We start from the raw sequence: 15,391 nt of genomic DNA, 5'->3' as shown, positions 1-15,391 counted from the left end.
ACAGCGCAGCCCGGAAGGGCTAGGTGATCTCCCACTGCTATCCAGATAGCGATCACCGCTCGCGCAAGGCCTCGGTCCGGGCCTTCATCACCGGCTTCAACAGATAGTCCAGCACGCTCTTCTGCCCGGTGATGATGTCCACCGTGGCGACCATCCCCGGGATGATCAGCAGCGGCTTGTTGTCGCCACCCAGGTGGTTCTTGTCGGTGCGCACCTGGATCAGGTAGAACGCATTGCCCTTGTCGTCGGTGACGGTGTCCGCGCCGATCAGTTCCAGCTTGGCCTTGAGCCCACCGTAGATGGTGTAGTCGTAGGCGCTGAACTTGACCATCGCGGTCTGCCCCGGGTGCAGGAACGCCACGTCCTGGGGCCTTACCTTGGCCTCGATCAGCAGGTTGTCCTCGATCGGCACGATCTCCACCAGGTCGCTGCCGGGCTGCACCACGCCGCCGATGGTGTTGACCTTGAGCAGCTTGACGATGCCGCGCACCGGCGACACCACGGTGGTGCGGTTGACCCGGTCGTCGATGGCGATGCTGGTGGCGGTGATCTTCGACAGCTCGGTGCGCTTGTCGTTGAGTTCCTTGGCGGCATCGGAGCGGAAGCTGGCGTCGGACTCCTGGATTTTGCTGCGGATTTCCGCGATCGCCGCCTCGGCGCGGGGGATGGCCAGGTTGGTCGCGTTCAGCTGGCCGCGCGCCTCGACGCTGCGCTGCTTGAGGCGCAGGATCTCCACCGGGGAGATGGCGCCCTTGCTCACCAGCGGCGAGGACATGTCCAGCTCCTGCTGCAACAGGCCCACCGCCGAACGGTACTGGTCGACCTTGGAACGGAACTCGGCCAGTTCCTGGGTCTTCTGCCGCAGTTGTTCGTTGAGGGTCTGCTTCTCGCTGGCCAGGCGGCGCTGGCGCGATTCGTACAGCGCGGTCTCGTCCTCGGCCACCTGCGGCGCCTTGGCGCGGACTTCGCTCGACAGCACGAAGGGGCGGCCTTCGGATTCGGCCGACAGGCGCTCCACCTGCGCGCTGAGTGCGTAACGGTCGGCCTCGCTTTCACCTTTGTTCGACTTGAAGCGCGTGTCATCCAGGCGCAGCAGGGTGGCGCCCTTGTCGACCATCTGCCCCTCACGCACGAAGATCTCGGTGACGATGCCGCCTTCGAGGTTCTGCACCACCTGCACCTTGCTCGACGGGATGGCCTTGCCTTCGCCGACGGTGACTTCATCGAGCACCGCGAAGTTGGCCCAGACCAGTGCCACCAGCAGCAGGATCGCCGCCAGCCACACGGTCAGGCGCGACAGGCTGGGGGACTCCTGCAGGGTGGCGCCGGCCAGTTCCGGCATATAGTCGCGTTCGGCGCGGCTGTCGTCGCCCTGGAGGTAGCTGCGCACGCTGTGGCTGATGGGCATGTTCTACCTCCCACAGGAATTCACGAGTGTTGGTTCACAGCGCCGCGCCGATACGGCCCTTGCGCAGTGCATCAATGACCGCATCCTTCGGCCCGTCGGCAACGATCTTGCCGTTGTCCAGCACCAGCAGCCGGTCGACCAGGCTGAGCATCGAGGTGCGGTGGGTGACCAGCAGCAGGGTCTTGCCGGGCACCCAGTTCAGCAGGCGTTGGCGCAGTTGCTCCTCGCTGCTGTTGTCCATGTGGCTGGTGGGCTCGTCGAGAATCAGGATCGGCGGCTCCAGCAGCAGGGCCCGGGCCAGCAGCACGGCCTGGCGCTGGCCACCGGAGAGCAACTGGCCGCGCTCGCCCACCGGGCGGTCGAAGCCTTGCGGGTGCTGGCGGGCCAGCTCGCTGACCCCGGTCAGTTCGGCCACCTCGAGCATGCGCGCATCGCTGACATGGCGGGCACCGAGGGTGAGATTGTCGCGCAGGCTGCCAGCCAGCAGCGGCAGGTCATGCGCCACGTAGCCGACCTGGCTGCGCAGGTCGGCGATGTCGAGCTGGCGCAGGTCGAGGTTGTCCAGCAGCACCTGGCCTTCGTCGGGGTGATGGAAGCCCATCAGCAGGCGGGCGAGGGTGCTCTTGCCCGAGCCGCTGCGGCCAATGATGCCGATGCGTTCGCCCGGCTTGAGGGTGGCGCTCACGTCGTTGAGGGCCGGGGCCGTTTGCCCGGCATAGCGGAAGGTGGCGTGGTTGATACTGATGCCACCTTGCAGCGCAGTGTGCTCCAACGCCTGGTGCTCGGCCTGGCGCTCCTGGGGCAGGCTCATCAGCGCGTCGGTGCTGCGCATGGTCAGTTGCGCCTGCTGGTAGCGGGTGATCAGCCCGGCGATCTGGCCGAGCGGGGCGAGCACCCGGCTGCCGAGCATGTAGCTGGCCACCAGCGCGCCGACACTGAGGTTGCCGGCGATGATGCTGTACACCCCGGCGACGATGGTGGCCATGCCGCAGAACTGCTGGATGAACAGCGTGCCGTTGCTGGCCAGCGACGACAGGTTGCGGGCATGGGCGTCGAGGCGGGCGATGGCGCCGTTGGTGTGTTCCCACTGGTACTGGCGCTCGCTTTCGGCGCCGCAGGCCTTGAGGGTTTCCAGGCCACCGAGGGTCTCGATCAGCAGCGCCTGGCGCACCGCGCCGAGGCTCAGGCTTTTTTGCACGGTGTCGCGCAGGCGCACCTGGATGATCAGCGCCAGGCCCACTGCCAGCGGGAAGGCGATCAGTGGGATCACCACCAGCCAGCCACCGAGCAGGCCGATCACCAGCAGCATCAGGGCCACGAACGGCAGATCGATGATGCTGGTCAGGGTCACCGCGGTGAGGAATTCGCGCAGCCCCTGGAAGTCATGGATGCTCTGGGCGAAGCCGCCGATGGTGGCCGGGCGCGCCTTCATGCTCATGCCGGTGATGCGTTCGAACAAGGTGGCGGAGAGGATCAGGTCGGTCTTCTTGCCGGCCTGGTCCAGCAGGTGGGCACGGACCATGCGCAGCACCAGTTCGAAGGTGGTGCCGATGAACAGGCCGGCGACCAGCACCCACAGGGTGGACAGCGCCTGGTTGGGGACCACGCGGTCGTAGGTCTGCATGACGAACAGCGGCACCATCAGCCCCAGCAGGTTGATCAGCAGGCTGGCCAGCAGGGCATCGCTGTACAGCCAGCGGGAGTGGCGCAGGGTGTCGCGGAACCAGGCGTTGACCCGCGGGATCAGCGGCGCGCGTACGTCTTCCAGGGTATGCCGGGGGCGGGCGAACAGGGCCTGGCCGCTGTAGGCCTCGGCCAGGGCTTCACGCTCGACCCACTGTTCGCCGCCCTCGGCTTCGCACGGCAGCAGCAAGGCCCGGCCATTGTCCCCCCAGCGTTGCAGCACGGCGCTGCGGCCGTCGTTGAGGATCAGCAAAACCGGCAGGTTGAGCGGCGAGATGGTGTCCAGCTCACGCTGCAGGACCCGCGCCTGCAACCCCGCACGCGCGGCGGCGCGGGGCAGCAGGGTCAGGGGCAGGCGCTGCTCGGCCAGCGGCAGGCCGCTGCACAGGCTGGCACGGCTGGCAGGGCAGCCGTGCAGCTTGCACAGGATCAGCAGGCCATCGAGCAACGGATCATCAACATCCAGGCGCGGTTGCGCGCTTTGCATACTGGTCACGATGGCCTACTCCTGCCGCGGTGGACGGGAAATGGGCGCTGGCGAAAAGTCCCTTGTCTCGTCAGAACCTAACGCATGTCAGGCAATTTCGCCTCGTTGCGCACTTCGGTCTTGGCGATGGCTTCCGGCGGCAGCGAGATACGCTGCTTGCTCAGCAGCTCGCCCATGGTCGCCAGGACCCGGTACATGGAGAACTCCTCGGTATAGCGCACTTCGGTGTAGCGACGGTTGGCGTTGTACAGCTCGTTCTCGCTGTCGAGCACGTCGAGCAGGGTGCGCTGGCCCAGGCCGAACTGGTCCTGGTAGGCGGCGCGCACGCGCTGGGTGGTCTCGGCGTACTCGCGGGCGCTCGGGGTCTGCTTGCGGGCGTTGTTCATCGCGTTCCAGGCGAGGCTGAGGTTTTCGTTCAGCTCGCGCAGGGCATTGTTGCGGATGTCCATCGCCTGGTTGATCTTGTGCGCGTCCGACTGCAGGCGGGCCTTGTCGCTGCCGCCGCGGAACAGGTTGTAGCTGAGCTCGACGCCGGCCTGCCAGTCATTGTTGTCGTGGCCCTTCTGGCCGCCGAGGTTGTTGTTGGCACCGGTGGCCAGCACTGCATCCAGGCGCGGGTAGAAGGGCGACTTGGCCACTTCGTATTGCTGCTCGGCGGAGCGCACATCGGCCTGCGCCGACTTCAGGTAGGGGTTGTTCTCCAGCATGCCCTGGCGGGCATTGAGCAACTCGCCCGGCACTTCGCCCTTGATCGTGACCGGTGTTTCCAGCTCATCGGGCAGGCGCCCGACTACGCTGTAGAAGTTGGCCTCGGCATCGGCCAGGTCGACCTCGGCGGTGTCCAGGTTGTTTTCGGCCAGGGCGCGACGGGCGCGGGACTGGTCGAGGTCGGCGGTGCTGCCCACGCCGCGTTCGCTGCGCAGGCCGATCTGGTCGTTGACCCGCAGGTGGGCCTGCAGGTTGTTCTTGGCCAGGGTCACCAGTTCACGGCGCTTGAGCACCTCGAGATAGACCTCGATGGCGCGCAGGGCAATGCTCTCGGCGGTTGCCTGGGTGTAGTAGGCGCGCGAGGTGGCCACCGCTTCGGTGCGGGCGACCTCGTTGGAGGTATTGAAGCCGTCGAACAGCATCTGCCGCAGACGCAGCTCGGATTGGGTGTAGTTGAGCGTTTCCTTGTTGTGGTTACGCGTGCCGTCCGGGTTGAAGCCGCGGGTGTTGGTGTTGTCCGAACGTTGCCGGCCGTAGCCTGCGACCAGATCGACGGTTGGGTAGTACCCCCCGCGGGCGAACTTCACATCCTCGTCGGCGGACAGCCTGCTGTTGCGGCTGGCGCTGATCTCGGGATGCTGGTCCACGGCGTTCTGGACAGCCTCGGTAATCGACATCGCCTGACTGTTGGCACACGCCATGGCCAACAAAATCGCACTGGTGATGGGGGTTAAAGCGCGCATGGGGTACATCTCCCTGGTCTTGAATAATGTCCTGCTATTCGCCAAAAAAATGACGAAAAATTAGAATCAAACCGTTTCAGGTTTGTAACAACAGAGCTAAGAACATTTACCGGGCGAGCTAAGAAGATTTTTTCATAAGATATATGCGAAAAAAAACTTATGCGGTCTAAGGAATCCGGGACATTGTTTCATTCAGGTGGTTACGGGAATTGGCTGGGACAGGCGATTTTCGGGCCTTGGTGAAAGTTCCAGATTTTTTGCAGCTAAGGAGACAGGGGAGGAAGGCGAAAGCGGAATTTGGCGACAAAAAAATGGCACTCAATAATGGCCATTCGCCCTATCCACTATCGCGGCAGTCGTCACAGGGAGCGTGGTTTCTCACGAACGTGACAGCAGTGGTTCCAACAACCATGGCACTCGGAACCTTGCGCACATTACCCGGCACGCCTTGATCTGCGAAAAGCCCATCGGCAGGGGAGGCGTACGCTCATGGCTAAATTAGTCGGTGTGGTCGGCAAGGTAGTCGGCCAGGTATTCGCGGTGGGCGATGACGGTCATCGCCGTCTGTTGGTGGAAGGGGATCGCCTGTTCGCCGGCGAGCAGTTGGAGACCGGGAGCGAGGGCGCCGTGGCCGTGCGCTTGCAAAACGGTGCCGAGCTGACCCTGGGCCGTGGCAGCAGCCTGGAGATGACCCCCGACCTGCTGGCCGATCGCGCGCCTCATGTACAAGCGCCGGACGCACAGCCCAGCAACGCCCAGCTCAGTGACGTCGAGCAACTGCAAAAAGCCATTGCCGCAGGCGCCGACCCCACGCAGGAAGCCGAAGCGACAGCGGCGGGCGGCAATCCTGGTGGCGTGTCGGGTGCGCTCGGTGGCGGCCACAGTTTCGTGATACTGACCGAGGTCGCCGGTCGGGTGGATCCCACCATCGGCTTCCCCACGGCCGGCTTCAACGGCTTCCCCCTGCTGGCCAACCTCGAGCTTGGCGGGCTCGATGGCAATGACGCGGAGCCCCTGCCGGCCGCCACGCCACCCGTCGACAATCCGGTCAGCCTCACCGGCCTGGATGTCAGCCCTGCCGAATTGACCCTGGACGAGGCCAACCTGCCCCAGGGCTCGGCCAGCAACCCTGCGGCCTTGACCCAGTCGGGCAGCTTCACGGTGGTTGCCGCCGATGGCGTGTTCAATCTCAGTGTCGGTGGCATCAATGTGGTCACCGCGGGCGTGGTGACTGGCGTCGGCCAGTCCATCGTCACCGGGCTCGGCAATGTGCTGACCATCACTGGCTACAACCCGGCCACGGGCGTGGTGAGCTACAGCTACACCCTGACCGGCGCGGAACATCATCCGGACGGTGCCGGGACCAATACGCTGGGCGAGCAGTTCCCGGTGCTGGTCAGCGACACCGATGGCGATGTGGCCAGCGGCACGCTGGATGTGATCGTCCGTGACGACGTGCCACGCGCCGTCAACGACAGCAATGCCAGCACTGCCACCGAGCAGCACCTGGAGCTCAGCGGCAATGTGCTGACCAACGATATCCAGGGCGCGGACCGCATTCCCAGTGGCCCGGTGGTGGCCGGTACCTTCGTCGGCACCTACGGCACGCTGGTGCTGGCGGCGGATGGTTCCTACACCTACACCCTCAATAGCAACGATCCGGACTTCAAGAACCTGCACGGTGGCGGCAGTGGGGTAGAGAACTTTACCTACACCCTGAAAGACGCCGACGGCGACACCAGCACCGCGACCCTGACCCTCAACGTCAGCAACCTCAATGACCCGGTGACCCTCGGCGGGCTGGGCGTCAATGGCGGCGAGCTGACTGTCTACGAGAAGAACCTGGCCGACGGCAGTGCACCCAATCCCGCTGCGCTGACGCAGAGCGGCAGCTTCACGGTGGCGGCGCCCGATGGCCTGCAGACCTTGAGCGTCGGCGGCATCAACGTGGTCAGTGGCGGTGTGGCGGCGGGCTTCCCGCAGTCGATCACCACTGCGCTGGGCAACACTCTGACCATCACTGGGTACAACCCGGCCACGGGTGTGATCAGCTACAGCTACACCTTGCTGGACAACGAGAGCCACGCCAACGGCGACGGCGCCAACAGCCTGTCCGAGCATTTCACCGTCACCGCCACGGATACCGATGGCAGCACGGCCACTGGCTCGCTGGACGTGAACATCGTCGACGACCTGCCCAAGGCCAATCCCGACGCGGCCAGTGTCGTCGAAGGCGGCACGGTCAGCGGCAACGTGCTCGACAACGACACCTCCGGCGCGGACGTGCGCGCCGATGGCAAGTACGTGGTCGGCGTACGCGCCGGCTCCGATACCTCGACCTCGGCCAGCGGCCAGTTGGGCAATCAGGTCCAGGGCCAGTACGGCTACCTGACCCTCGATGCCCAAGGCAACGCCACCTATCACGCCAACCCCAACGCCGTCGCTCCGGCGGGCGCCACGGATGTCTTCGTCTATACCGTGCGTGACAGTGACGGCGACGAAAGCACCACCACCATCACCATCGACGTGCGCGATTGCTCGCTGATCGCCGGGGCCGACAGCGAGGTCACGGTCTACGAGAAGGCACTCGACCTGAACAAGGATGGCAACGACCTGGCCGGCGGCAACGTTACCGGCAGCGAGCCGGGCTCCACCGGCGAGACGGCCAGCGGCTCGTTGGCCAGTTCCGTCACAGGTGGTGTGGGCGGGCTGAGCTTCACCCTGGTCGGCAATGCTACCGGCCAGTATGGCCAGATCCAGCTGAATTCGGATGGCACCTACACCTACACCCTGACCTCGGCGCCGAACTCGCCGAATCATGTCAACGACGGCCCGAATGTGTTGACGGAAAGTTTCACCTACCAGGTGAAGGACTCGCTCGGCAACACCACCACCAGCACCATCGTGATCAGCATCGTCGACGACGTGCCCAAGGCCCATAGCGACTTTGCCAATGTCTACGAAGGCGGCACGGTCAGCGGCAATGTGCTGGTCAACGACGTGACCGGTGCCGATGTGCGCGCCGACGGGCAATACGTGGTCGGCGTGCGTGCCGGTTCCGACACCTCGACCTCGGCCATCGGCCAGCTCGGCAGCAACGTGGTGGGCCAGTATGGCTACCTGACCCTGGATGCCCAGGGCAACGCCACCTACCACGCCAACCCCGACAGCGTGGCGCCGGCGGGTGCCACGGACGTGTTCGTCTACACCATCCGCGATGCCGATGGCGATGAGAGCACCACCACCATCACCATCGATGTGCACGACATTTCGCTGGTGGCCTGCCCGGATGACACGGCCAAGGTCTACGAAAAGGCCTTGGACCTGACCAAGGACGGCAACGACCTGGCAGCAGGCACCGTCACCGGCAGCGACCCGCACGCCACCACGGAAACCACCAGCGGTTCGCTGGCAGGCTCGGTCAGCGGCGGTATCGGTGCCCTGACCTTTACCCTGGTCGGCAATGCCACCGGCCAGTATGGCCAGATCCAGTTGAACGGCGATGGCAGCTACACCTACACCCTGACCTCGGCGCCGAACTCGCCCAACCACGTGAACGATGGCCCGAACGTGGTTACCGAGAGCTTCACCTATCAGGTCAAGGACTCGCTCGGCAACACCACCACCAGCACCATCGTGGTCAGCATCGTCGACGACGTGCCCAAGGCCCATTGCGACGTGGCCTCGGTCAAGGAGGGCGCCAGCGTCAGCGGCAACGTGTTGGACAACGATGTGGTCGGCGCCGATGTGCGTGCCGACGGCCAGTACGTGGTCGGTGTGCGCGCAGGCTCCGACACCTCTACCTCGGCCATCGGCCATGTCGGCGACACCATCGTCGGCCAGTACGGCTACCTGACCCTGGACAGCCAGGGCAACGCCACCTACCACGCCAACCCCGACAGCGTGCCGGCCGCCGGCGCGACCGACAGCTTCGTCTACACCATCCGTGACGCCGACGGCGATGAGAGCACCACGACCATTCGCATCAATGTGCAGGACAGCAAGCTGGTGGCGTGCGAGGACAACGATGTCACCGTGTACGAAAAAGCCCTGGACCTGCACAAGGACGGCAATGACCTGGCCGCCGGCACCGTCACCGGCAGCGACCCAGGTTCGACGGGCGAGACGGCCTCCGGCAGCCTGGTCGGTTCGGTCCAGGGCGGCGTCGGAGCGCTGACCTACAGCCTGGTCGGCAATGCCGTGGGCCAATACGGGCAGATCCAGCTCAATGCCGACGGTTCCTACACCTACACCCTGACCTCGGCGCCGAAGACCCCGGGTGGTGCCAACGACGGCGCCAACACCGTCAACGAGTACTTCACCTACAAGGCTACCGACGCCTTGGGCAACAGCGTCACCAGCACCATCGCCATCAACATCGTCGACGATATGCCGACGGTACAGTGCGCGGTACGCAGCATCACGCCCGGCCAGGTGGACTCGAACATCCTGCTGGTGGTGGATGTGTCCAGCAGCATGGCGGCAAGCTCCGGCGTGCCGGGGCTGACCCGTCTGGAACTGGCCAAGCAGGCGATCAATGCCTTGCTCGACAAGTACGACGAGATGGGCGACATCAAGGTGCAGATCGTCACCTTTGGCACCGGCGCGCAGGTGCAGACCCCGGTGTGGGTCACCATCGGCGAAGCCAAGAACCTGATCGCCGGGCTCAGCCCGGGCGGCTCGACCTACTACGATTCGGCGGCGACCAAGGCCCAGGAAGCCTTCGCCACCACCGGCAAGCTGGTGGGCGCGCAGAACATCAGCTACTTCTTCTCCGACGGTGAGCCCACCAATGGTCATGCCATGACCGCGCCACGGGAAGCCGCCTGGGAATCCTTCCTCGACAGCAATGGCATCAAGTCCTACGCCATCGGCATGGGCAGCGGGGTCAACGAGGGCAACCTCAATCCGCTGGCCTATGACGGCAGCAGCCATACCGATACCAACTCGGTAGTGGTCACCGATCTCAGCCAGCTGAGTGCGGTGCTCTCCGGCACGGTGCAGGGCGCGCCGATCACCGGCAGCCTGATGAGCGGCGGCGACTTCGGTGCCGACGGCGGCTTCATCAAGGCGCTGCTGGTGGACGGCACTACCTACACCTATGATCCGAAGGCCAATGGCGGGCAGGGAGGCTATGCGGCCAGTGGCGGGGTGGACAAGGCCTCGTTCGACACCGTGAGCAACAGCCTGAACATCAAGACCGGCCTGGGCGGTACCCTGGTGGTGAACATGGACAGCGGCGAGTTCACCTATACGCCACCGAAGGACAACGGCAGCGGCCAGGTAGAGAAGTTCGGCTTCACCGCCAGCGACAACGACGGCGATACCCGCAGCGCCAGCCTGACGATCAACATCAACAGCAATGGCGCGCCGGTCGCTGGTGCCGACCACATCATCACCAATATCAAGGGCGCTACCCTGACGGTGCCGGCAGAGGCGCTGCTGGCCAATGACCGCGACCCGGACCACGACACTCTGAGTGCCGCGCCGACCACCTTCAATACCAACTTCGCCGATAAGGGCGCAGGCTTCACGGTGGGCACCCAGGCGCAGACCATCAAGTTCGACGCCTCCGCCAACAAGGCCGAGAACCAGTTGCGTGACCTGGCCCGCAGCGAGTTCACCAGCCTCAACGGCAGCATGACCGCTGCCCTGGTGGTGGCGGGTTACCTGGGCTCGATCAGCACCGGCAACGCCAACGACGAGGACACCCTGACCGTCACCCTGCGCAAGGGCGAGACCCTGAGCCTCGACCATGACCGGCCCGCCGGCAACCTGCTGATGGAGTGGAAGGATGCCAGCGGCAGCTACCAGACCATCGCCGATGGCGGCAGCTTCACGGCTGCCCATGACGGGGTGTACAGCATCCATGTGATCAATACCGAGAACGCCGCCGGCAACAGCAAGGCTGCCGAGAACTACAAGCTGAGCCTGGTGGTGGACTACAGCAATGCCAGTAACGAGGACTATCACGGCAGCTACACCGTCAGCGACAACCATGGCGGCTACGGCACCGGAGCGGTGGATATCACCTACCAGGCCGGCAACACCCTGACCGGCACCGGTGGTGACGATGTACTGCTCGCCGGGGCCGGCGATACCACCCTCAACGGTGGCGCCGGCAACGATGTGCTGGTGGCGGGGGCGGGCAACAACAGCCTGCACGGTGGTGATGGCGACGACCTGCTGATCGGTGGTCCCGGCAATGACCTGCTCGATGGCGGAGCCGGCAATGACACTGCCAGCTACGCCAAGGCCAGCGCCGGCGTGATCGTGGACCTTGGCCATGTCGGGCAGCAGAATACCGTCGGCGCCGGGCTGGACAGCCTCAGCGGTATCGAGAACCTGATCGGCTCGGACTACAACGACACCTTGACCGGCAATGACGGTGACAACCTGCTCAACGGCGGCGCGGGCAACGATGTGCTCAAGGGCGGTGCCGGCAACGACATCCTGATTGGCGGGCCGGGCAACGACACCCTGACCGGTGGCAGTGGCAACGACAGCTTTGTCTGGCAAAAGGGCGAAACCGGGCATGACACCGTGACCGACTTCACCCCGGGCAGCGATCGCCTGGATCTGTCACAACTGCTGCAGGGCGAGAACGCCACCAGCGCCTCGCTGGACGACTACCTGCACTTCAAGGTCAGCGGCAGCGGCGTCAATGTGGTGTCGACCATCGAAGTCAGCAGCGTCGCCGGCGCGGCGCCGACCCAGACCATCGACCTGGCCGGAGTGGACCTGGCGCAGCATTACGGGGTGTCGGCCGGGGCGGGCGGGCTGATCGCGGCAGGGCATGACACCGCGACCATCATCAACGGCATGCTCAATGACCATTCGTTGAAGGTGGATACGGTGTAAGCCAGCAGCGCATCGCGGGGCACCGCCCCGCGATGGCGTCACTGTGGTCGGTGCAAGGTCTTCTGCTTGAGGATCCAGGCGCTGACCAGCACCGCGCTGGTCAGCATGAACGCCCGCGCCCAGAACAATGGCACCAGGTAGCAGGACAGCCCGATGCTGGCCCACATCAACCCGATTGCATAGACCTTGCCCTTGAGCGGAATCCCCTCACCGCTGAGGTAGTCGCGGATCCACGGCCCGAGTTTCGGGTGGTTCACCAGCCAGTGGTGAAAACGCGGCGAGCTGCGGGCGAAGCAGGCCGCCGCCAGCAGCAGAAACGGGGTGGTGGGCAGCACCGGCAGGAAGATCCCCGCCACCCCCAGCGCGACGCTGAGCCAGCCGATGGCCAGCAGCAGGTAGCGCACCACCTCGATCAGTGGTGGCGTGGCTTGAGCAGGGCGGGCTTCTCTTCGGGGGCGTGCAGCAGCAGGAACAGTGCGCTCAGTGCCTCGGGGATCTGCACGATCATGTCGTCCTGCAGGTTGGCGTTGCCGGCAATGTCGGCGAACTCGGGTTGTTCGTCGAACAGGCCCGAGCCGACCATGATCGGCAGGAGCATTTCGCTGACTTCTTCCTCGGCGTTCTCGAACCAGGCCTCTTCACGCAGGAACACGCCTTCCATGAAACCGATGCACCAGCCGCGCAGGTCGGAATCGTCCGGTTCTTCGGTCAGGTCAAGTTCACAAGGCAGGTCGAATTCCTCGTCGCTGGCCAACTGGCGGGCAATGTGTCCCTTGAGCGCGACCAGAGTGGCCTCGATCTCGGTGCGCTGGGCATCGCTGGCGTAATGGGGCTCTTCGGCGAACAGCGCGTCGATCCATTCGCGTTCTGGAACTTCCTCCGAGCAGATCGACAGCGCGGTCAGGTAGCCGTGTGCGGCGACGTAGTCCAGCGCTTCTTCGTGCAGCTCATCGGCGTCGAGGAAGGCTTGCAGGCGGGTCAGTTGCTCGGCGAAGGACATTACAGGGCTACCTTGGGGAATAAACGATGCTGAATTCTAGCACCTTGCGGCGCTTGCGGGGCAAAGCGAACGTCTGTCACCGGGGCATGCCGGGGAGCGGGGCAGTCGGGTATACTCCGCGGTTTTTCGTGCCTGCTGGCGATATTCACGCCATCCGGCAAAAACCGCTTACGCATTCGGTGTGTGCGCGGCGGATTTATCGTCCAGCCTGAGTCCAGGATGGTACGGCGATTTTGGAGTGGCAAATGCTCGAACAGGCTCAGCGCGTCCTCAAGGATGTCTTCGGTTACGACAGTTTCCGCGGGCGCCAGGCAGCGATCATCGAATGTGTGGCAGGCGGTGGCGACGCGCTGGTACTGATGCCCACCGGTGGCGGCAAGTCCCTGTGCTTCCAGGTGCCCGGTTTGCTGCGCCCTGGCTTGACGGTGGTGGTGTCGCCGCTGATCGCGCTGATGGACGACCAGGTCGCCACCCTCGACGAGCTGGGTGTGGCCGCCGCGGCGCTGAACTCCACGCTCAGCGCCGAGCAGCAGCGCGACCTGGCCGGGCGCCTGCGCCGCGGCGAGGTGAAGATGCTGTACCTGGCCCCCGAGCGCCTGGTGCAGCCGCGCATGCTGGACTTCCTGCGCGGCCTGGACATTTCCCTGTTCGCCATCGACGAGGCCCACTGCGTCTCGCAATGGGGCCACGACTTCCGCCCCGAGTACCTGCAGCTGGGTCAGCTCGCCGAGCTGTTCCCCCATGTGCCGCGCATCGCCCTGACCGCCACCGCCGACATGCGCACCCGCGAGGAGATCGTCCAGCGCCTGCACCTGCAGGGCGCCGAGCGCTTCCTGTCGAGTTTCGACCGGCCGAACATCTTCTACCGCATCGTGCCCAAGGAGGCGCCGCGCAAGCAGTTGATGGCGTTCCTCGGCGAGCGTCGCGGCAACGCCGGCATCGTCTATTGCCTGTCGCGCAAGAAGGTCGACGAGACCGCGGCCTTCCTCTGCGACCAGGGCTTCCCGGCGTTGCCGTACCACGCCGGCCTGGCAGCCGAGACCCGCGCCGCCAACCAGCACCGCTTCCTCAACGAGGAGGGGCTGATCATGGTTGCGACCATCGCCTTCGGCATGGGCATCGACAAGCCCAACGTGCGCTTCGTTGCCCACCTCGACCTGCCCAAGTCGCTCGAGGCCTATTACCAGGAGACCGGCCGTGCCGGCCGTGACGGCCTGCCGTCGGACGCCTGGATGGCCTACGGCCTGCAGGACATGGTGATGCTCAAGCAGATGCTGCAGAACTCCGAGGGCGACGAGCGCCACAAGCGCATCGAGCAGCACAAGCTCGACGCCATGCTGGCCTTGTGCGAGGAAACCCGTTGCCGCCGCCAGTCGTTGCTGGCCTATTTCGACGAGGTGCTGGAGCAGCCCTGCGGGCACTGCGACAACTGTGTCGACAACGTGCAGACCTGGGACGCCACCGAGCCCGCGCGCCAGGCCTTGTCGGCGGTGTTCCGCACCGGCCAGCGCTATGGTGTCGGCCATCTGGTCGATGTGCTGTTGGGCAAGGACACCGAGAAGGTGCGCAATTTCGGCCACGAGAAGCTGTCGGTGTTCGGCGTGGGCAAGACGCTGGCCGAAGCCGAATGGCGCTCGCTGTTCCGCCAGCTGGTGGCGCGTGGCCTGGTGGACATCGACCTGGAGGGCTACGGCGGCCTGCGCCTGTCCGACAGCTGCCGGCCGCTGTTGCGCGGTGAGGTGAACCTGCAACTGCGCCGCGACCTCAAGCCGCAGACCGTGGCCAAGGCGTCCGGCGGCAGTGGCGGCAGCCCGGCCAGCCAGCTGGTGCGCGCCGAGGAGCGCGAACTGTGGGAGGCGTTGCGCACCTTGCGGCGCAAACTGGCCGAGGAGCACAGCGTGCCGCCTTATGTCATCTTCCCCGACTCCACCTTGCTGGAGATGTTGCGCAGCATGCCCACCAGCCTCAGCGACATGGCCCAGGTCAGTGGCGTCGGCGCGCGCAAGCTGGAGCGCTACGGCCAGGCCTTCCTCGAGGTGCTCAACGGCGCCGGTGGCACCGAGGAAGCGCCGAAGGTGGTGCTCGACCTGCGCCACGAACTGGTGAGCCTGGCTCGCGCCGGCATGACCCCGGCGCAGATCGCCGGGCAACTCAACTGCACCGAGAAGAACGTCTACAGCTTGCTGGCCGAAGCCATCGGCCGCCAGGAGCTGAGCCTGGAGCAGGCGCTGGACCTGCCTGAAGAGCTGATGATGGAAGTCCAGGACGCCTTCCTCGACGGTGAGGGCGAGTTGCCGCCGGTATCCGCCGTGGCGCCACTGTTCGGCCAGCGGGTGCCGGAAGGGGTGCTGCATTGCGTGCGTTCGGCGCTGGCAGTGGAGTTCGGCGTGTGATTGCCGGCATTTGTGCCATTTGCTGACCTTTGTCATACCCTTACATGATTATCAGCCATTTCCGTGGCGTCGAACCTTGCCTGATCGGTCGGGCCATGGTTAGCTGGC

At 65.2% G+C, this 15,391-nt stretch carries 7 protein-coding genes; 2 read left to right on the top strand and 5 right to left on the bottom strand.

The annotated features are described in order from the left end of the window. Nucleotides 1–52: 52 nt before the first annotated feature. The 3 genes from ABZO33_RS14665 to ABZO33_RS14655 form a co-directional block, all read right to left on the bottom strand. On the bottom strand, nucleotides 53–1,408 hold the full coding sequence (locus tag ABZO33_RS14665; RefSeq protein ID WP_414536612.1) for an HlyD family type I secretion periplasmic adaptor subunit: 1,356 nt from the start codon (nucleotides 1,406–1,408) through the stop codon (nucleotides 53–55). A 34-nt stretch (nucleotides 1,409–1,442) separates the two neighbouring features. Then, a complete protein-coding gene (locus tag ABZO33_RS14660; protein ID WP_414536745.1) occupies nucleotides 1,443–3,578 on the bottom strand; it encodes a type I secretion system permease/ATPase in 2,136 nt (711 codons plus the stop codon). Nucleotides 3,579–3,655: 77 nt separating this feature from the next. Then, complete coding sequence (locus tag ABZO33_RS14655; protein ID WP_414536611.1) at nucleotides 3,656–5,029, bottom strand: TolC family outer membrane protein; 1,374 nt, start codon at nucleotides 5,027–5,029, stop codon at nucleotides 3,656–3,658. 489 nt (nucleotides 5,030–5,518) lie between these two features. Between ABZO33_RS14655 and ABZO33_RS14650 the strand changes: the two genes are divergently transcribed. Next, entirely contained in the window at nucleotides 5,519–11,890 is a 6,372-nt protein-coding gene (locus ABZO33_RS14650) for a retention module-containing protein (protein ID WP_414536610.1), read from the top strand. Between the two features lie 38 nt (nucleotides 11,891–11,928). Here ABZO33_RS14650 and ABZO33_RS14645 read toward each other — a convergent pair whose 3' ends face one another. Then, nucleotides 11,929–12,294, bottom strand: a complete 366-nt coding sequence (locus tag ABZO33_RS14645; RefSeq protein WP_414536609.1) for a YbaN family protein — start codon at nucleotides 12,292–12,294, stop codon at nucleotides 11,929–11,931. Between the two features lie 8 nt (nucleotides 12,295–12,302). After that, nucleotides 12,303–12,890: a YecA family protein gene (locus tag ABZO33_RS14640; protein WP_023630694.1), complete on the bottom strand. Its 588-nt coding sequence runs from the start codon at nucleotides 12,888–12,890 to the stop codon at nucleotides 12,303–12,305. Between the two features lie 245 nt (nucleotides 12,891–13,135). Between ABZO33_RS14640 and recQ the strand changes: the two genes are divergently transcribed. Then, complete coding sequence (recQ, locus tag ABZO33_RS14635; RefSeq protein ID WP_414536608.1) at nucleotides 13,136–15,283, top strand: DNA helicase RecQ; 2,148 nt, start codon at nucleotides 13,136–13,138, stop codon at nucleotides 15,281–15,283. Nucleotides 15,284–15,391 lie beyond the last annotated feature (108 nt).

The organism is Pseudomonas sp. CAM1A, from assembly GCF_047501685.1.
Taxonomy (GTDB): domain Bacteria; phylum Pseudomonadota; class Gammaproteobacteria; order Pseudomonadales; family Pseudomonadaceae; genus Aquipseudomonas.
The sequence above is the reverse complement of the archived record's forward strand: the minus strand, read 5'-3'. Positions and strand labels throughout refer to the sequence as shown.